This is a genomic window from Pararhodobacter sp. (assembly GCF_034676545.1).
GTDB lineage: Bacteria > Pseudomonadota > Alphaproteobacteria > Rhodobacterales > Rhodobacteraceae > Pararhodobacter.
Window position 1 is genome coordinate 2,579,199 of the sequence record NZ_JAUCBZ010000015.1, and the last position, 17,570, is coordinate 2,596,768.

General features: G+C 60.0%; 17 protein-coding genes and 1 pseudogene. 11 read left to right on the forward strand and 7 right to left on the reverse strand.

What is annotated here, in order from left to right:
* Positions 1 to 48 precede the first annotated feature (48 nt).
* The 4 genes from VDQ28_RS16190 to VDQ28_RS16205 all read right to left on the reverse strand — a co-directional run bounded on the left by VDQ28_RS16190 (position 49) and on the right by VDQ28_RS16205 (position 3,058).
* Positions 49 to 594: a GNAT family N-acetyltransferase gene (locus VDQ28_RS16190; RefSeq protein WP_323036908.1), complete on the reverse strand. Its 546-nt coding sequence runs from the start codon at positions 592 to 594 to the stop codon at positions 49 to 51.
* A gap of 108 nt (positions 595 to 702) precedes the next feature.
* Positions 703 to 972 (reverse strand): 50S ribosomal protein L27, encoded by a 270-nt coding sequence (rpmA, locus tag VDQ28_RS16195; RefSeq protein WP_323036909.1) that lies wholly within the window; start codon positions 970 to 972, stop codon positions 703 to 705.
* Between the two features lie 6 nt (positions 973 to 978).
* The gene (locus VDQ28_RS16200; RefSeq protein WP_323036910.1) at positions 979 to 1,692 is read right to left on the reverse strand and encodes a 50S ribosomal protein L21; all 714 of its coding nucleotides are present in this window, start codon (positions 1,690 to 1,692) and stop codon (positions 979 to 981) included.
* 265 nt (positions 1,693 to 1,957) lie between these two features.
* Positions 1,958 to 3,058 carry a trypsin-like serine peptidase gene (locus VDQ28_RS16205; RefSeq protein ID WP_323036911.1) on the reverse strand — a complete coding sequence of 367 codons (1,101 nt, stop codon included), beginning with the start codon at positions 3,056 to 3,058 and terminating at the stop codon, positions 1,958 to 1,960.
* A gap of 441 nt (positions 3,059 to 3,499) precedes the next feature.
* Between VDQ28_RS16205 and VDQ28_RS16210 the strand changes: the two genes are divergently transcribed.
* From VDQ28_RS16210 to VDQ28_RS16250, 9 genes are all read left to right on the forward strand, one after another.
* Positions 3,500 to 5,023, forward strand: coding sequence for a glycosyltransferase family 2 protein (locus VDQ28_RS16210; RefSeq protein ID WP_323036912.1), 1,524 nt, complete (start codon positions 3,500 to 3,502; stop codon positions 5,021 to 5,023).
* A gap of 15 nt (positions 5,024 to 5,038) precedes the next feature.
* Positions 5,039 to 5,821: a hypothetical protein gene (locus VDQ28_RS16215; protein WP_323036913.1), complete on the forward strand. Its 783-nt coding sequence runs from the start codon at positions 5,039 to 5,041 to the stop codon at positions 5,819 to 5,821.
* Entirely contained in the window at positions 5,818 to 6,567 is a 750-nt protein-coding gene (locus tag VDQ28_RS16220; protein ID WP_323036914.1) for a sulfotransferase, read from the forward strand. Before VDQ28_RS16215 ends, VDQ28_RS16220 begins: the two co-directional genes overlap by 4 nt.
* A 37-nt stretch (positions 6,568 to 6,604) precedes the next feature.
* A complete protein-coding gene (locus tag VDQ28_RS16225; protein WP_323036915.1) occupies positions 6,605 to 7,384 on the forward strand; it encodes a sulfotransferase domain-containing protein in 780 nt (259 codons plus the stop codon).
* A 4-nt stretch (positions 7,385 to 7,388) separates the two neighbouring features.
* Positions 7,389 to 9,533: a glycosyltransferase gene (locus tag VDQ28_RS16230; RefSeq protein WP_323036916.1), complete on the forward strand. Its 2,145-nt coding sequence runs from the start codon at positions 7,389 to 7,391 to the stop codon at positions 9,531 to 9,533.
* Complete coding sequence (locus tag VDQ28_RS16235) at positions 9,534 to 10,220, forward strand: class I SAM-dependent DNA methyltransferase (protein ID WP_323036917.1); 687 nt, start codon at positions 9,534 to 9,536, stop codon at positions 10,218 to 10,220. It begins immediately after the preceding gene.
* The gene (locus VDQ28_RS16240) at positions 10,217 to 11,116 is read left to right on the forward strand and encodes a PfkB family carbohydrate kinase (protein ID WP_323036918.1); all 900 of its coding nucleotides are present in this window, start codon (positions 10,217 to 10,219) and stop codon (positions 11,114 to 11,116) included. The genes VDQ28_RS16235 and VDQ28_RS16240 overlap by 4 nt, the downstream gene beginning before the upstream one ends.
* Positions 11,113 to 12,027 (forward strand): pseudouridine-5'-phosphate glycosidase, encoded by a 915-nt coding sequence (locus VDQ28_RS16245; RefSeq protein WP_323036919.1) that lies wholly within the window; start codon positions 11,113 to 11,115, stop codon positions 12,025 to 12,027. Before VDQ28_RS16240 ends, VDQ28_RS16245 begins: the two co-directional genes overlap by 4 nt.
* Positions 12,028 to 12,115: 88 nt before the next feature.
* Entirely contained in the window at positions 12,116 to 12,799 is a 684-nt protein-coding gene (locus VDQ28_RS16250; RefSeq protein ID WP_323036920.1) for a DUF502 domain-containing protein, read from the forward strand.
* Between the two features lie 4 nt (positions 12,800 to 12,803).
* On the opposite strand, the gene VDQ28_RS16255 is transcribed toward VDQ28_RS16250, so the two are convergent.
* Together VDQ28_RS16255 and VDQ28_RS16260 are read right to left on the reverse strand one after the other, a co-directional pair.
* Positions 12,804 to 13,823 (reverse strand): patatin-like phospholipase family protein, encoded by a 1,020-nt coding sequence (locus tag VDQ28_RS16255; protein ID WP_323036921.1) that lies wholly within the window; start codon positions 13,821 to 13,823, stop codon positions 12,804 to 12,806.
* 60 nt (positions 13,824 to 13,883) lie between these two features.
* On the reverse strand, positions 13,884 to 14,660 hold the full coding sequence (locus VDQ28_RS16260) for a 3-hydroxybutyrate dehydrogenase (RefSeq protein WP_323036922.1): 777 nt from the start codon (positions 14,658 to 14,660) through the stop codon (positions 13,884 to 13,886).
* Between the two features lie 254 nt (positions 14,661 to 14,914).
* On the opposite strand from VDQ28_RS16260, the pseudogene VDQ28_RS16265 reads away from it, so the two are divergent.
* A pseudogene (locus VDQ28_RS16265) lies at positions 14,915 to 16,749 on the forward strand (extracellular solute-binding protein).
* Positions 16,746 to 16,874: a hypothetical protein gene (locus tag VDQ28_RS16270; protein ID WP_323036923.1), complete on the forward strand. Its 129-nt coding sequence runs from the start codon at positions 16,746 to 16,748 to the stop codon at positions 16,872 to 16,874. The pseudogene VDQ28_RS16265 and the gene VDQ28_RS16270 overlap by 4 nt, the downstream one beginning before the upstream one ends.
* Here VDQ28_RS16270 and VDQ28_RS16275 read toward each other — a convergent pair.
* Complete coding sequence (locus VDQ28_RS16275) at positions 16,871 to 17,497, reverse strand: XRE family transcriptional regulator (RefSeq protein ID WP_323036924.1); 627 nt, start codon at positions 17,495 to 17,497, stop codon at positions 16,871 to 16,873. The genes VDQ28_RS16270 and VDQ28_RS16275 overlap by 4 nt on opposite strands.
* Positions 17,498 to 17,570 lie beyond the last annotated feature (73 nt).

Sequence of the window (17,570 nt, forward strand, 5' to 3'; positions counted from 1 at the left end):
TGTGCCGGGCAGGAATGCCGGCGGTCCGGCGTGATTGCGCGGCGCCGGTCAGCCCATGAGCCGCAGATAGGTCCAGGTCGGCACCGCGCAGTTGCGAGAGACGGCAAAGGCTTCGGCGTCGCCGATATACTCAAAGCCAGCGTGGGTCAGAATGCGCGCCGACACGGGGTTGTCCTGAAACACCTCGGCGAACACGGTTCGGTTGTCGTGTGGATTGTTGTCCAGCAGAACACGCACCGCTTCGGAGGCCACGCCCGAATGCCAATAGTCTGGCGCGATCCAATAGCCGATCTGACTTTGACTGCGGTCCAGCGCCTTGAGCGAGATCACCCCCAGCAGCGAAACACCATACGTCTCTGTGCCATCAATGGCCCAAACGTCTTCTTCACGGTCATCGGCCATTGCGGCGTTGATAAAGGTCGCACTTGCCTCAGGTGGCAAGGGGTGCGGAATTGACCGCGTTCCAAAGGCGACCCTCTTGTCGGATGAATATTTGGCGAGCAGAGCCACGTCATCGGCGCGCAATGGTCGCAAAACCAGCCGTTCAGACGTTATCACGGGTTGCGTGCGGTCGCTTGGGGTCTTCACGGGCATGGCGGTGTACTTGACTGCTCTGTTGGACAAGCCTTGTTGGCTGAATAAGTTAGAGGCCGGCAGTTTCCTGACCGGCCCCTTGTAACAGCGAAATGTTAAATCCGTGTGTTACTCGGCGGCCTCGGCTACCGGGACGACCGACACGAAGCTGCGCCCTTTCAGGCCCTTGGTGAACGAGATCTGGCCGTCCGACAGTGCGAACAGCGTGTGATCACGCCCCATGCCAACGCCCTCGCCCGGCCAGTGCTTGGTGCCGCGTTGACGCACGATGATGTTGCCAGCGATGACCGACTGACCACCATACAATTTCACGCCCAAGCGACGTCCGACTGAGTCGCGACCGTTGCGGGATGAACCGCCTGCTTTTTTGTGAGCCATGAGGTGTTACTCCTTCTCAGCGGCCAAAGTAGCGGCCTGTTCGATCCAATTGTCACGCGCGATACGGCCTTTGAACGACAGCTTGTCATCCATATAGGCAATGCCGGCTTCGTCCCAGGCCGCGATCTGATCAAAATGGAAGACACCATTTTCATGCAGCGTGCCCTCAAGCTTCGGCCCGACGCCCGAGATCTTTTTCAGATCGTCAGCCACGCCACCACGAGCTTCGGTCAGCAGGTTTGCCGGACGCACTGCCGCGACTTCTGCGGCGGGTGCAGCAGCAGCTTTGGCCGGTGCCTTCTTGGCAGCCTTTGGTGCCGAAACGGCCGCAGAAGCGCCGGCAGCCAGCGCCGCACCCGAAACCGAGCCAGAGCCGATCGCGGCTTTGACGCCCGACGCATCCGCGCCCGAGGACAGGATATCGGTCACACGAACCAGCGTCAGCTTTTGACGATGTCCCTTGGTGCGCTGCGAGCTGTGCTTGCGGCGACGCTTGACGAAGTGGATGACCTTGTCACCCTTGATCTGGTCGATGACCTGAGCCTGAACAGCCGCGCCCGCAACAAGCGGAGCACCGATCACGGTCTCGTCGCCACCAACCATCAGAATTTCGTTGAACTGCACGGTTTCACCAGCATCGGCCGCCAGACGTTCGACGCGCAAGACGTCTCCCGACTGAACACGGTACTGCTTGCCACCAGTTTTGAGGACTGCAAACATCGTCCTGTTTTCCTTCGTATTGCCCGCGTCCTGTGGCCCCCGTTGCCGGGTGTTTGTGGCTGTTGCCGCCGTCGAACTGCGCCCCTCGCGTTCGAGGGGATGTTGAAAATGCACAGACCCCGCAACGAATGTGCGGGGCTTGCGCGGGTTCTATCGGTCATGAGCTATGGAAAGTCAAGTGGATGCTCTGGAAGAACCTTCAGACGACCGGGTCGATTGAAAGGGCCCGAGCGGTATGCTCAGGCCCGTCCGGTATCTTTTGGGATTACATCAGCTGGCACGTCGAGTTGCCATAGGTCGCACGCGACAGCGCACAAATCTGATTGAACATGGCCACAAAATCGTTGCGATTTTGATCTCCGCTCAATGGTGAGGCGCCCTGAAGCTTGATCGATTGGTTGGTATAGCCCCAGGACGTCACAGCATAAATGACATTGCGCTGCGTGTTTTGGCCGCGATCTGACGCCAAGTCCCACAGCAGACCGATGTTTTGAATCTGAGGCCCGCCGCTGGATCCGCCCTGCATTCCCGAGCCGAACACATAATCAGGTCCGCCGCTCATCGCAGTTTCGGCCATATGTTGTCCTTCTGTCATGTGCAAACCGCGATAGTAGTTCGCGGGATAGCCCAATTGGGTCAGGAAATTGTATCCCATTACGCAGTTACTATAGCAGAACCCATAATACCCGAGGACTTGGCCGGGGAACCGATTGTTCACATAGCCCCACCCTGCGCCGGACAAACGACCACACAGGGCCAAAGCGACATCTTCGCCTTCATTCAGTGCGCCGTTATTGTACCAACCAGTTGTGGTTGTCAGCGACGTCACCTGGCAAGAGCCATAGCGCTGCTCAGACGCACTATAGCGATTGCTATACGCCGGATAGAAGACGCCACTCGTGTTCCATCCCGAGGCCGAACCGTTGCCATTGTGCACGCAATGGCCCGCCGTGACCAGAATCGTCTGGTTAATGAGTGATGCTGTGCAATGGTAAGTCAGACCATCCGCGGCCACAAAGACATAGCGCCCTGTCGACCGATATGGCGCGTAGTAAATGGGATACGGCACCACCAACGAGTCGTTGAAATGATACCAGGTATCGCGGTTGTTAATGCCATAATTCTGTGCGCTGATCTCGCCAGACTGGCTTTCGATTTCGCTCGTTGGGGGGGTCAGATCCGAATACATGTTGGTAAAGCGGCGCCCGACACGCTCGACAATACCTTGATGTGCTTGCGTAACCTGTGGCGCGCCTGACGCCACACCGCCCGAACTGCCAATGGGCAAACTCGGGTTTGCGTTTGGCGCAGACGGAACGCTCCCAAGTTGTGAGCCAATACCACCACCGCCCTGAGTTCGCGCCACCCGAACTTTCAAGCGGATTGCGCGGCAAGACTCGCTCCATCGGGATCGAGGTCTCAAGCATGTGCGCAATTTGCGCAGAGGTCAGGGGCGCCATTTGGGGCCCGCGCTCAGGTGACGAAACCTGAGCATAAGCCCCTGAAGACGCCACAACAAAAGCAACACTTGCTGAAAGTATCTGCCGTGAAACACGGCGACCAAATATGTGTAACACTATTTTCCCTCCACCAGAAACAATAACTTGTTCACGTTTCATTCCGCTACCACCCGCAGGAATTGCATTCAGTCTAGCTGATACGCCAAGCCCTCGCAACAATCATGAGGGCGGCGTTTTTGCGCCCGAATATCCGATTGCCCCACATCTTGCGTTTTGCAATTTACGGATAACGGTCGCTGCGCTAGGTCTTTCCATGAATTATGTACCGTCTTCAGGATTGTTCGCTCATGAGTCTGCCTCGCATTGGTGTTGTGATACGCACAAAGGATCGCCCGCTGTTTGTCACGCGCGCGCTGAAATCCGTGTTGGATCAAACATCTACGACATGGAAGGTCATGCTGGTCAACGACGGCGGCGATGCGGAATTGTTGATCAAAACCATTGCGGATGCCGGATTGAGCGCCCCGTTCGACAGTGGTCGCATGACCGTGAAGTCGCTTCCAAAATCCGTCGGGCGCTCAGAGGCCTTCAATATCGCTGCACGCGCGCTTGAAACGGAGTTTGTCTGTTGTCTCGACGACGATGACACATGGGAGCCGTCATTCCTTGAAGAAGCGCTTGATCTTTATGATCGCACCCTGCCCCTTGCGGCCGATCTGGGCGGCGTGGCGGCGCTGGTCACGGCAGTGCGAGAGGACATCATCGTTGAGAACGGTGAAGAAAAAATCATCCCGCTGGGATCAGAAGACCTGCCACATGCGTTCAAGCGCAAGGACTTCTTCATCAACCCGATCGCCTACGCAACCTATCGCCACGATCTCTATCCGGTTCAATGGATGCTGAAGCGCGACTCCGTCCTGTACGTCGGCGGCTTTCCGGTTGATTTCAGCGTGATGGAGGATCGCGCCTTCATGACGCGGTTCTTGCAGCATTGGCGGCTTGCGGTGCTGGACAAACCCTTGGCGTTTCACCATCGCCGCATCCGCCGTTCCGGCGATCAAACGCAAACCATCGCGATGAATACGCTGGACAATCCGTCCTATGACTGGCGCTTGTATTCCGACCTCGCGAAAATCGAGGTCAACTCACCCATCGGCGACGCCAAGGATGGCCCGTTGTCATCGCGCCTGGCCGGCGATCTGATCCGCGCATCCTCGGCAACGATCATCAAGGAGCTCAACGACGAGACCAGCGCCTTGTGGCACAAGCTCAATGGCGAAGCCGTGTCGCTGCGCGCGCGCATCGACAGCCTGGAGGCGCGGCTGGGCGCCGTCGCCCCGATGCAAGAGGTGGAAGCCCCGCCAAAGCAACGCGTCTGGTCGCTCTGGGACGCGGTCGGAGAGAAGGATCGTGGCTATGTCCTGTCCTCGACCCATCCGTTTCTCGATCGGTTCACGCTGGAAATGTCAGACGATCAACCGGGGATCCTCTTTCATGCCTCGCCGTCGCAGCGCCGCATGGTGTTGCAGGTTCCGAAAACACTGGATCACACGGCGCTGGATTTGTCCCTGGCGGGTCTTGGCGACACCGAAGGTTGGTTGCGCTGCGAGTTGATCCTGAGCGCCTCGGATGGATATTTGTTCCAGACCGGGCTATCATCCACCCACCGTGACAAACTGGGCCGAAAGACATCGTCCTTTGACGAATCCCACGTTCATTCCTGCCCGCCCGGCGGGTCGGTCAAAATCGTGCGTGATTTTCCCGCCTCCTTGCTGCGCAAAGGCGCTGCGCCAAAACTCTCCATCGTTCTCCCCCGTCAAGCCCAGAATTTCCGCTTGAGCTGCCGCGACCTCGTCGTCAGCCGCCTTTGAAAGAGGTGCCCGCAGATGTTTGACACAGATCCGAGTGAAATCGCCCTGCGCTGCCAGGATCGGATTGATGTGTTTTTGCGCCTTGAGGATCACAGTCAGAAACGGGCGCGATTCCGATGTATCGCCATGATCACGGGCGACGGCGACACCGCAGACGTCACGGATTTCGAGCCACATTTGCACCGGGACGCTCAGGCGCTGATGCATCGCGCGCAAAAACAGGTGCAGGACCCGGTTCTCGGCCAGACCCTGTCACTGAACGACATGACCCACTGGCCTGCGGCCATCGACGCCAGCAATCCACTCGACGTTTTCTTGTATTTGGAGTTTCTGCGCACTTGGCAAGTCGCCGATATGGCCGCGCATCACATGCAGAACCGCTTGGCTCAAGACCCCGAGCATTTTACGCGCGACCCCAGCCAGGTCGCCGCCTCTGTCGCCCCCGTCTTTGATTTCAACCGTCTGGATCGCGGTGTGGCGATAGCCCGGATTTTGCAGCCCGCCATGCAGGCAAGGATTGCAGCGCCGGGATTTCAGGACGACAAACCCGGCAGCGCGGGCTATGCCTTGCGCATGATCGGCGACCTTTGCCTGCGCGCGGGAGAGAACCTGCTTGCATTGGCGTGCTTTGAAACCGCCCTTCTGGCGGGCGAAAACCCCTACCGCCGTCGCAAGGCAGTCGAAGCCTCGATCGCGGCAAAAGACCCGGACCGCCTTTCCCATCATCTGCGCGCCTATCAGGCCCGCTGGCCATTGCCGTCGGACCTGTCCGACCTGGCGGAAAAGCGGGCGTCATGACCCGGGACTCCGCGGCGGACATCCTCTGTATCGGGGCGCAACGGGCGATGACAAGCTGGCTGCATCGGGTTCTCTCGGCGCATCCGGATACCTGGGCCTTTCCAAACTTCGATCCCGTTACCTCAACGTCAAAGGAAGCGCATTACTGGGACTGGAACAGACACCGCGGCGACGATTGGTACCGCGTCCTCATGCGCCCTCTTGACGATGACCATCAAAGCCTTGATTTTACGCCTGAATATGCCTTTCTCAAAGATGCACAGATTGCAGAATGCCGGGCCATCAATCCAACCGCAAAGGTCATCTATATCCTTCGAGATCCGCTGGCGCGCGCCATATCCGCCATTCGGATGCGCACCATGTGGGCGACAAACGGCCAGTCGCCCGACAGTCACACCATTACGTTCGGGCGCGATTTTCTGGAGCGGTGCAAAAACGCCCGTCTTTGGGAGCAAGGCGCTTATGCCAGAAACGCAAAGCGCTGGCGGCGCCAGTATCCGAACCTTTTGTTGATCAATTTCGAAGACCTGCGCGATTCCCCGATGCAAACCCTGGCAAAGATATTTGATCATTGTGCACTGAATACCAGAGACTTGCCGGATCACGTCAAACTCGAGATCGAACACCGCGCCAAAGATGTCGTGTGGAAAACGCCCGCCTATCAGCTTGATGCCGATTGCCTGCATTTCCTGCAAGGCGTCACATGGCCTGAAAAACGAGCAGGCAGAAATCTGAACTCGGCATGACCTTTGACGAGGGTCGATTGCTCTGCGAGGCAATGCCATGAGTGAGCGCGAGAACATCACGGATATCCTGTGCATCGGATGCCAGAAAGGCTCGACAAGCTGGCTTCATTCCGTTCTGAATTTTCACCCCCAAACCTGGTCTTTTGCGGATTCCGAACCGATAACCTCAACCGACAAGGAAGCCCATTTCTGGGACTGGAACCACCACCGCGGAGTTGCATGGTATCGTCAACTGATGACACCGCCCCGCGCCGATTGTCTGACAATGGATTTCACGCCCGAATATGCCTATTTGTCTGACAGCCAAATCGCCGAGTGCAAATCGCTGAACCCATCGGCAAAGGTCATCTATATCCTGCGTGATCCCTTGGCCCGCGCGGTGTCTGCGCTGCGGATGCATATCTTGTGGCATTACGGCAATGGGTATTCGACGCCACTGGCTTTGAATGACCGGTTCTTCGAGTTCGCCAAAGAGGCTCGATTGACGCTGCATGGGCAATATCTCAAGAATATCGCCGCGTGGCGGGTACAGTATCCGGACATGATGCTGATCAACTATGAAGATTTTCATACCAACCGGGAGGACAGTGTCGCCGAGATTTTCAAGGCGCTCGATCTGGAACAGGACGCGATCACCGGCGCCGCCGCCAAGGGGTTTTCGGCGATGATGAACAAACGTGTCTGGGCAAGCGAACAATTCCCGATGGAGCGTTCGGTCTTGATGTTCCTGCAAGGTCTGACGTGGGAAACGCGCGTTGGGGTCGACTCCGCGCTCAACATGCGATTTACCGAAGGCGCACGATTGCTTGAGGCCTAGCGAGATGGACCACGCACTTGCCAAGGCCCTGTGGCTCGGACATGTGGTCGAGTCCGGCGACCTGGATCGCAGACTTGCCGATTCACTGACGGACCAATCCGATTATTCTGCGTGTTTAAAGACCCTTACGCGCTACTCCTCACACGGGATCATAACCCCTCTGGCGACGCAAAAGGCCTTGATCCTTTGGCCCTGGTCGATCGACATGGCGGTCTTGGCTCTGGAAACCTCAGCCAATCCACGCGACGCACTGGATCACCTGCACCGGACCGTTCTTACGCAAAACCGTCGATATTCTTGCGTGGCATGGGCCGCGTGGAGGCGGGGTGAGACGGCGCTTGCGCGCGACACGGTTGCAAAACTTGACCCCAGCTCGGTTACTTTCCACGCAGATCGCGTGGCACGCGCCGAGTTGGCGATCTTGAGTGGTGACACCGCCGAGCGCATACCGGGGCCCGAGGGCGTGCGCCTGTCGCTTTTGCAGACCTGGCGCATCGACGGTGCACAGGCGCTGCGCCGACGGGTGGACCTCGAGAAGGCCTCGCTCCCGGCAATGACTGCGTTGTGGTCGTGGTTGATTGACGTTTGCATCGTCGAGCGCGATTTCGGCATGGCGGCACAGATGATGCAGGCCTATGAACTGCGGTGCGGCGCGGAACATCCCGAGGGTATTGCCCTGAAAATCCGCCTGTTCCTTGAGCAGGGTGATTACCAACGCGCCCGGAATTTGCTGTCGCAGTCCACCGATCCGGCGACGCCATGGGAATGGACGCCGCGGCAACTTGCGCAGCATATCCGGTGCTTGTTGCAAGAGGCATCGGCGCAAACCAACCCCGACCATCTGAATGTCTTACATTTTGCGGTTGCAGCGCATCGGCTTTATCCCCTTAACCCCACACTCAGAAGTCTCTACTATAACGCACGGGAGTTGTTGCAAGATTGGGATACGCTCGCGGATCAACATAGCGCCGATGCACCGGATCCAATGGTGTCTGCCACGGCTCTCGCGCGTCTTGGTTTGCCAGAAGCTGCCGTACAAACCCTGCGCCTCGCGCGTCTCCCACAAACACCGGATGGCAGGCATTGGGCGCGACTTCGGATGGGTGAATTTCACCTGCGATGCGGAGATTTGGCGCAAGCCGAGGCCGCGCTCGGCCCGGTTCCCGCGCAATGGCCCCATCAGGCCGACCATGCCTATTGGGCGTCCGAGATCGCCTTGGCACGCCGCGACATAGCCGCCGCTCGACACGTCCTTGCCCCGGCGCTCGCACGGGGTCCGACGCGCATGGGATTGCTCCTGAATGCGTCGCGCGCGGCCTTTCTTGACGGCGAATACGCAGAGTCCCTTGAGTACCTCGCGCAGTTTCGCACGCTGAAGACCGCGCAAACGGGCATTGAGCCAAGCCCGGACTTGCGCGACCTCATTGTAGAGGACGCCCAGACCGCAATCGAAAAGGGGCTGGCGGACTCGCAATCTCCGGGACTGGCGGCACGGTCCCTGGCCCTTGTGCCACCGGTCTTTTCGCCCACGCCTGATGCGCCGCCCATCCCCCAGACCCTCGCGCATTACTGGGAGGGAAAACGCAGCGCCCCGGTGGAGCGCGGCGTCAGACAATGGGCGACACAGCACCCGGATTTCGCGCAGACCGTTTTTGACGCGCCCGAGGCGGCACGGTGGTTGCAGGTCAATGCGCCCGATCTTTCGGCGCTGTTCGACCGACTCGCACAACCGGCCTTGCGGGCGGATCTGTTTCGGGTCGCGTATATGGCGGTTGCAGGCGGGCTTTTCGCGGATCTTGATGAATATCCCCGCGCCCCGGTGACGCCGTGGCTCAAAGACGCACGCGCGGTTTTGGTGATCGAGGTCGGGCACGGCACCGTTGCAAACAACTTCCTCGCCGCGCGGCCCGGTCTTGCGCTGTTTCGTCGCCTGCACGCGCGCATTTCTGCCCGTTTGCGTCAAACCTCAAGCCCCTATGCCTGGTGGGATAGTGGCCCGGCACAGGTAACGCTCGAGGCCTATGCCGCCAGCCGGGACCCGATGGAAGCGCCGGGGATGCGGTTCCTGTCGCAGGCCGACTACGACGCGCGCGTTTCAACCAATTTGCCCTTTCCACACAAGCACGGAATCGGCCATTGGCGGACTTGATTGCACATCGAACCACTGGACATTGATGACCGTGCGTGCCTCTATTCGACCATGAATAACGCATCTCTCATCGGTGCTTATGCGCTGAACGGACCCGAGGATTGTCGGCGTCTTTACGCGGAATGGGCGCAGACCTACGACGCCGAATTCGCGGCCACGATGGCCTATCGATTGCCGGTCGAGGTTGCTGCCGCATATCTGCGTGCCGATCCTGCGCCGGGCGACGTGCTCGACGTCGGCGCCGGAACGGGTCTTTTGGGGGCCGCCCTGCGGGGCATGGGCTTCACCGGTGCAATTGACGCTGTTGATCTCTCCACTGAAATGTTGAACCGCGCCAAGGCCAAGGGTCTCTACCGCGATCTGATCGAGGCCGATATCACCAAATCGATACCGCACAAGACCCGCTATGCTGGAATCGTCAGCTCTGGCACCTTCACGCAGGGCCATGTCGGACCCGAAGCATTGCGACCCTTGATAGCCTGTGCAAAGCCGGGCGCGCTGTTCGTCCTGTCGGTCAATCAGGCGATTTGGAACCGCAGGGGATTCCAAGCCGCATTCGACGCCTTACACGCTGAAATCGCGCAGCTTTCGCTTGACGCGGTGCCGATTTACGGCGAAGCCGCCAAGGATACGGACCCAGATCACGCCGCAGACCGCGCCCTAGTTGTGAGCTTTCGCGTCAAATGAAGTCAAAACCAGACATTTTGTGCATTGGATCGGTGTTGTGGGACATCATCGGCCGTACGGACTCGGATTTGCGCACGCGCAGCGACATGGCGGGGCATATTTCGCGCCTTCCGGGTGGTGTTGCCATGAATATTGCCATGACCCTCGCGCGGTTTGGGATGCACCCCGCCGTGTTGACGGCGATCGGGCTGGACCCGGAGGGACACGACCTTGTGGCCGCGACGCAAGCCTTGGGGGTCAACACGGATTTTGTCCATCGCGACAAGGGGTTGCCGACGGATCGTTATCTGGCGATTGAAGATTGTAACGGCCTTGTCGGGGCCATTGCGGACGCGCATTCCCTCGAGACCGCCGGCGACGCGATTCTTGCGCCGCTGTCTGACGGGCGGCTGGGCCGTGCCGCAGAGCCGTGGCGCGGGCAGATTGCGCTGGATGGAAATCTGACCGCAACGCTGCTGGCCGAGATCGCGACCTCCCCCTTGTTCGTTGCGGCCTCGCTGCGGCTTGCGTCGGCGGGCCCGGGCAAGGCCGAGCGCTTGATCTCGGTGATGCGCCATCCGGGGGCTACCCTGTACGTCAACCGGCAGGAGGCCGGGTTGATCTGCGGCGCAGACTTCGCCACCAGCGCCGAGGCCGCCACCGGCTTGGTCGCCGCCGGTGCGGCCCGGGCGCTTGTCACCGATGGCGCGCGCGATGCCTCGGACGCCATGCGCGATCAGCCCACATTGACACAGGCCTCACACGTCGTCGCCGCGCGGCGCATTACCGGCGCCGGAGATACCTTTATGGCCGCGCATATTTTTGCCGAAAGCCAAGGGGCCGCCCGCGACGCGGCTCTTTCGCGCGCGCAAGCCGCGGCTGCCGCCTACGTCGCCTTTGAAGAGGAAACCCTATGACATTGCCCCTGACCTATTCCGCCGAAGTTGCCGCCGCGCGCGCCGAAAAGCGCCCGATTGTGGCTTTGGAATCCACGATCATCACCCACGGCATGCCCTGGCCCCAGAATGTCGAGACCGCGCGTGCTGTCGAAGAGGAAGTGCGCAAATCAGGCGCGGTTCCGGCCACGATTGTCGTGATGAATGGCCAAATCCACATCGGGCTTGAGGCCGACCAGCTGGAGGCTTTGGGTCAGGCCAAGGACGTGATGAAACTCAGCCGCGCGGATCTGGCGGCTTGTGTCGCGATGCGCCGCACCGGGGCCACGACGGTTGCCGCCACGATGATCTGCGCCCAACTCGCCGGGATCGACGTGTTCGCCACCGGCGGCATCGGCGGCGTCCATCGCGGCGCCGAGACCAGTTTTGACATTTCCGCCGACCTGTCAGAGCTTTCGCAGACCGCGGTCACCGTCGTTGCGGCCGGCGCCAAGGCAATCCTGGATATTCCAAAGACCATGGAAGTTCTTGAAACCATGGGCGTTCCGGTGATTTCAGTGGGCCAGGACAGCATCCCTGCATTCTGGTCTCGCGAGTCGCATCTGAAAGCGCCGCTGCGCATGGACACGGCCGCCGAGATCGCCGCCTCGCATAAAATGCGCGCGGTACTGGGCCTCAAGGGCGGGCAATTGGTGACCAACCCGATCCCGAAAGACGCTGAAATCCCGCGTGAAGAGATCGTGCCGGTCATCGAGGCCGCCTTGGCCGAGGCCGAAGCGCAAAACATCAGCGCCAAAGAGGTGACACCTTTCCTTCTGGATCGGATCTTCGAACACACCAAAGGTCGCTCGCTGGATGCGAATATCGCGCTGGTCCTGAACAATGCGCGACTTGCCTCGGCAATCGCCAAGGAACTCAGCGCCACGCGGTAACTCTTTTTGTTCCAGGGAGCCTCTTGCATCGGTTTGCGTGGCTCCCTAGATACATTCAAGATTTCCTTATAATTGGCCGCAATCGCACATGTCCCCAGCTCCCCGTCCGCAGCGTCGCGGGCTCTTCGCAGGCTTGCGGGCCTCGTTCCTGACCGGGTTGGTGATTGTCGCCCCCGCTGTGCTGACCATCTGGTTGATTGTGACCATTGTCGAATTTGTCGACAGCCGGGTCATGCCCTTGATCCCCCAGCGAATTTTCCCACCACAACTGACCGGATTCGACATACCCGGTCTTGGGCTTTTGATCTTTCTGGCCTTCACGCTGATCGTCGGTTGGCTGGCAAAGGGCTATATCGGACGCAGCCTCATCCATTGGGGCGAAAACCTGGTCGCGCAGATGCCGGTGGTGCGCTCGATCTACAATGGCCTCAAACAGATCGCCGAAACCGTTTTTGCCAGCGGGAACACATCATTCAAGAAAGCCTGTCTGGTGGAATATCCGCGCCGCGGTATTTGGGCTGTGGCCTTCGTTTCAACCGACACCAAAGGCGAGATCACTCGCAAACTCGACACCAACTCCAAGCTGATTTCGGTGTTTTTGCCGACGACGCCGAACCCGACCTCCGGATTTCTGCTGTTCGTCCCTGAGGACGAAATCGTCTTGCTGGACATGTCCATCGAGGATGCCGCGAAACTGGTGATCTCGGCCGGGCTGGTGGTCCCGGACCCGGACAACTCCGGCAAACTGCGCGGCGCCAATCGCAAACGCTAGGCGCTCAGCCAAACATCTCGGCCAAGTCTACGCTGCCACGGATGCCAATGTCATCGGCATGGGCCTCAAGAAATCCGGTCGCCGCCGCGCGCCCCGCGTTGAAAAGCGTGTCGATCAACAAGGGCGTGGGCGTCGATTTGCTCCGCACCGACAGGCGACGCATCAGATCGTCATCGGCGACAAAATGCACCAGAACATCCTTCATCGCGCCCCGGGTAATGGTGCCTTCGGCAATCAATCGCTTGACGAAAGCAACCGCGCGCAGGTCTCGCAATAGCGCCGAGTTGAAACTTATCTCATTGATCCGGTTCAAGATTTCTGGCGCGCTGTTGGGCGTATTGGGCCGGTACATCGGATTTATGGACACAATCAAGACATCGTCGGGCAAGGCCGGATCATAGAGCGGATGCAACGACGGATTGCCAGAATAGCCGCCATCCCAATAGGCCTCGCCGTCGATTTCAACGGCCCGGAAAACGGTTGGCAAACAGGCCGAGGCAAGGATCGCGTCGTGGGTAACCTCGTCGCCGGAAAAGACCCGAACCTTGCCCGAATGCACATTTGTCGCCGCGACGAACAGCTTTGGCCCCTTGTCGGCGCAGACCTCGTCGAGCGACAGCGCCTCGACCACCGGTGCCAAGGGATTGCGCCAGAGCGGACCCCAATCATAGGGGCTGATCACCTGCGACATCAAGTTGAGCGGCGAGAGCGGCATGATCGCTTCGCTGAGGCGCGTGACAAACGGCGCCGAGGCCATGAAGGGCCGAAACCATCCGACGGCGCTCAGATCGCCAACCCCTGCGACACGTTCCCACAGAGCCCTGAGCGCTGCGCGGGCACCCTCGCGTCCGCCGACCACCAGACCCGCTTTCAGCGCCGCTCCATTGAGCGCACCGGCCGAAGTGCCGGTGATCGCCGCGAACTCCAGCCAGTCCTCGTCGAGCAGCCGGTCCAGCACCCCCCAGGTGAACGCGCCATGCGCCCCGCCGCCTTGCAGCGCAAGGTTGATTCGCTTGGTGTCCATGTCGGGGCCTTCCGGTGTGATCAGGGGAACAAGGCGACGCACGCGTCGCCTTGTGCAGGCTTACAGCGCCGTCCAGCCGCCATCGACCGAGATCGTGGTGCCGGTGATCTGATCCGCAGCCGCCGAACACAGGAACGCGGCAATGCCACCGACCTGTTCCGTTGTCGCAAACTCGCCCGACGGTTGGCGCGCCAACATCACCTCTTTGATCACCGTTTCGCGGTCCATGTTGTGCGTCTTCATCTGATCGGGGATCTGCTTTTCCACGATCGGCGTCAGCACATAGCCCGGACAGATGGCGTTGCAGGTAATGCCCTTACCCGCCGCTTCCAGCGCCGTCACCTTGGTCAGGCCAACGACACCGTGCTTGGCCGCGACATAGGCCGATTTGAACGGGGACGCCGTCAACCCATGAGCCGAGGCGACGTTCACCACCCGGCCCCAGCCCTTGGCATACATGCCCGACAAGGCGGCGGCGGTGCAATGAAACGCCGAGCTCATGTTGATCGCGATGATCGCGTCCCATTTTTCGACGGGGAACTCTTCGATCTTGGCAACGTATTGAATGCCCGCGTTGTTGACCAGGATATCGCAACCCCCGGCGCGCTCGATCAAACTGCGGCACTGATCGGCCTTGGACATATCCGCCTGAATATAGGTCACGGCAACACCGTGACGCTTGGCCATGTCCGCGGCCAGGGCGTGGTCCTCGGCGGCGTCGGTGAACGAGTTCAGGACCACATCCGCGCCTGCGGCTGCCAGGGCCTCGGCGATGCCCAATCCGATTCCAGAATTCGACCCGGTCACGATGGCCCGGCGCCCTTTGAGATGTGTCATGGTGGTGGTTCTCTCACTTGCGAATGTTGCAGGTGCAGAATACTGCGGTCAGCGACAATGGCCAGTGCCAAAAAAAACGCCCGCACAAGGCGGGCGCAAGTCGTTGAGGCAGGTTTCATACAGGCAAGAAACCTATCGAGCAGTGAGATACTTATAGACCTTTCCTCTGAGCTATCCAAGCTAAAAGTTTGATTACTCGGGCTTACACGGCTACGAGGGTCTTGTTCGCCCCAGCACAGAGGATTGTTTCCCGGATGTATACATTATCCCGTCGCACCCTCGCAAATATCGCCTTTGCCCTGTCTGCCTTGGCTCTGTTAACCGGGTTTGCCGACGTCGCAACCGCGCAACCGCGTCATGGCATCGCTATGTATGGCGACCCGGCCCTACCACAAGATTTCGTGTCTTTACCCTACGCAAACCCGGATGCGCCGAAGGGCGGGCGCGTGACTTTTGCCGAGATCGGCGGGTTTGATTCGCTCAACCCCTTCATTTTGCGCGGCACCGCTCCGTGGGGGGTCAATCTGCTGACCACACAGTCGCTGCTGGGGCGCAGCTATGACGAACCTTTCACCCTTTACGGGGTGTTGGCCGAAACTGTTGAGACGGATGATTCGCGCCGATTCGTGGAATTCACCCTGCGCGAGGGGGCCCGATTCTCGGATGGAAGCGCGGTGACGATTGCCGATGTGATGTGGTCATTCGAGGCCCTCGGCACGCAAGGCCACCCCCGCTATCAGAATATCTGGTCCAAGATTGCGTCGATGGAGCAAACCGGCGAACGCCGTGTGCGGTTCACATTTACGGAACCAGACCGGGAGTTGCCGCTGCTGCTGGGGCTGCGCCCGATCTTGCAGCGAGCGCAGTTTGACACGCTTGCCGGTGGGCGCAGGTTTGATGAATTGTCGCTGGTCCCGGTCATCGGTTCTGGCCCTTATGTCGTGGCGGCGGTTGATCCGGGGCGCTCGATCACATTTGCGCGAAATCCCGATTGGTGGTGGCCGACCTGCCGTTTTTCCGGGGTCAGCACAATTTCGATGAAATCCGATATGAGTATTTCGGCGATGCCTCCGTCGCGTTTGAGGCGTTCAAGGCCGGACTCGTCAGCGTCTGGCGCGAGCCCAATGCCGCGCGCTGGCAAGACAACTATGACTTTCCGGCGCTTGCCGATGGTCGTATCCGGCGCGTCGAGGTGCCGCATCAGCGCCCCTCGGGCATGAGCGGTTTCGTCTTCAACACCCGCCAGAGCCGGTTCCGCGACTGGCGCGTGCGCGAGGCATTGATCCAGATCTTTGACTTCGAGCAGATCAACGACACGGTCAACGGCGGGCACGAACCGCGCATCCAATCCTATTTCGGCAATTCGGCGCTGGCCCCGCGGCCAGGCCCTGCCGAAGGGGCCGTACGCGCCTTGCTCGAGCCTTTCGCCGCCGACCTGCCCGCGGGCGCGCTGGAGGGGTACAGCCTGCCGGTCAGTGACGCGCGCTCGAATCGACGGACGATGCGGGCAGCGATGCGCCTGCTCAACGACGCGGGTTGGACCGCCGATGACCGGGGCGTGTTGCGCAATGCCGCCGGCGAGGCCTTCACCTTCGAGATCCTGCTGCTCCAAGGTTCAGCCGAGCAGCAGGCGATTGCCAACAGCTTTATCGAAGCGGTGCGGCGGCTGGGGATCGAGGCCCGCCTGACCGTCATTGATGCCGCGCAATATGTTGAACGCACGAATGATTTTGACTTTGACATGACCTATTTGCTGCGCGCCATGTCGCTGTCACCGGGCAACGAACAAATCTTGTACTGGGGCAGCGAGGGCGCCTCACAACCGGGCTCACGCAATTGGGCGGGCGTCGAGTTGCCGGCCGTGGACTCACTGATCAGCACCATGGTCGAGGCCCGAAGCCAGGCAGATTTCGTCGCCGCAGTTCAAGCCCTCGACCGGGTTTTGATGGCGGGGCGCTACGTCATTCCCTTCTGGTATGCGCCCGAAAGCCGCCTCGCCATTGCTCAAGGCTTGCACTTTCCTGATGTTTTGCCCATATATGGGGACTGGACCGGGTTCTTGCCCGAGGTATGGTGGTATCAGGAATGAAACGCAGCCTTTGGCTTTGCCTCACGATTTCCGTGCTCGCGCTTGCAGCGTGCAACACCGTCGAGGGTGTGGGGCGTGATATCTCGGGTGGGGCCAACGCCGTGCGCGGTTGGTTTGGCCACTAACCCGACAGGGATGTCACCCACAGAATTGTCGCATCCTCTGGACTGAGGCTGACCACATTGTGCCCCATCGAGGCATCATAATACGCGCTGTCGCCCCGTTTCATATCAATCGGCGCATAAAACTCCGTGAACAATCGGATTTGGCCGGTCAAGACATACAGGAATTCTTCGCCATCGTGGCGCACCCAGCCGTCGAAATCCTCGAACTTGCGGGCGTGAATGCGGGCGCGGTAGGGCAGCATCGCTTTTCGCGTCAACCCACCCGCCAAGAGCTCATGTTCATATGTCGTGGTGACGTGGCTCTCGCCCTGTCCGTGCAGCGTGGTCGTCATCCGGCCCCCCGGCGCTGCGTTCTTGGGCGGCGTGAACAGTTGCGGCACCGAGATCCCCAGCCCCTCGGCCAGTTTCTTCAGCCCGTCATAGGTCGGCGACATCTGGCCGTTTTCGATCTTTGACAGGGTGGAGCGCGCCAGACCCGCAGCTTGCGCGGCCTGCTCCAAGGTCCAGCCGCGCTCTTTGCGCAGCGTACGGACCCGCTCAGCCAGATCAATCGGGCTGGCCAGAGCCTCTTCGCCGCTTTCGCGCGCGATGCGAATGATGGTCGGGTTCGACAAATTAGCCATGATAAAACGCCACCGCAGTAGGATCGGCGCGTTTTGCGCCATTCACCCGCAAATGTCGAGGCTCTGACGTCGC

Excerpts from the sequence above, each read along its gene's own strand:
- VDQ28_RS16270 (WP_323036923.1), top strand. The coding sequence starts at position 16,746 with ATGAAACGCAGCCTTTGGCTTTGCCTCACGATTTCCGTGCTCGCGCTT.
- VDQ28_RS16245 (WP_323036919.1), top strand. The coding sequence starts at position 11,113 with ATGACATTGCCCCTGACCTATTCCGCCGAAGTTGCCGCCGCGCGCGCC.
- VDQ28_RS16260 (WP_323036922.1), bottom strand. The coding sequence starts at position 14,660 with ATGACACATCTCAAAGGGCGCCGGGCCATCGTGACCGGGTCGAATTCT.
- VDQ28_RS16230 (WP_323036916.1), top strand. The coding sequence starts at position 7,389 with ATGGACCACGCACTTGCCAAGGCCCTGTGGCTCGGACATGTGGTCGAG.
- VDQ28_RS16200 (WP_323036910.1), bottom strand. The coding sequence starts at position 1,692 with ATGTTTGCAGTCCTCAAAACTGGTGGCAAGCAGTACCGTGTTCAGTCG.
- VDQ28_RS16210 (WP_323036912.1), top strand. The coding sequence starts at position 3,500 with ATGAGTCTGCCTCGCATTGGTGTTGTGATACGCACAAAGGATCGCCCG.
- VDQ28_RS16220 (WP_323036914.1), top strand. The coding sequence starts at position 5,818 with ATGACCCGGGACTCCGCGGCGGACATCCTCTGTATCGGGGCGCAACGG.
- VDQ28_RS16225 (WP_323036915.1), top strand. The coding sequence starts at position 6,605 with ATGAGTGAGCGCGAGAACATCACGGATATCCTGTGCATCGGATGCCAG.
- VDQ28_RS16190 (WP_323036908.1), bottom strand. The coding sequence starts at position 594 with ATGCCCGTGAAGACCCCAAGCGACCGCACGCAACCCGTGATAACGTCT.
- VDQ28_RS16255 (WP_323036921.1), bottom strand. The coding sequence starts at position 13,823 with ATGGACACCAAGCGAATCAACCTTGCGCTGCAAGGCGGCGGGGCGCAT.
- VDQ28_RS16215 (WP_323036913.1), top strand. The coding sequence starts at position 5,039 with ATGTTTGACACAGATCCGAGTGAAATCGCCCTGCGCTGCCAGGATCGG.
- VDQ28_RS16250 (WP_323036920.1), top strand. The coding sequence starts at position 12,116 with ATGTCCCCAGCTCCCCGTCCGCAGCGTCGCGGGCTCTTCGCAGGCTTG.
- VDQ28_RS16240 (WP_323036918.1), top strand. The coding sequence starts at position 10,217 with ATGAAGTCAAAACCAGACATTTTGTGCATTGGATCGGTGTTGTGGGAC.
- VDQ28_RS16275 (WP_323036924.1), bottom strand. The coding sequence starts at position 17,497 with ATGGCTAATTTGTCGAACCCGACCATCATTCGCATCGCGCGCGAAAGC.
- rpmA (WP_323036909.1), bottom strand. The coding sequence starts at position 972 with ATGGCTCACAAAAAAGCAGGCGGTTCATCCCGCAACGGTCGCGACTCA.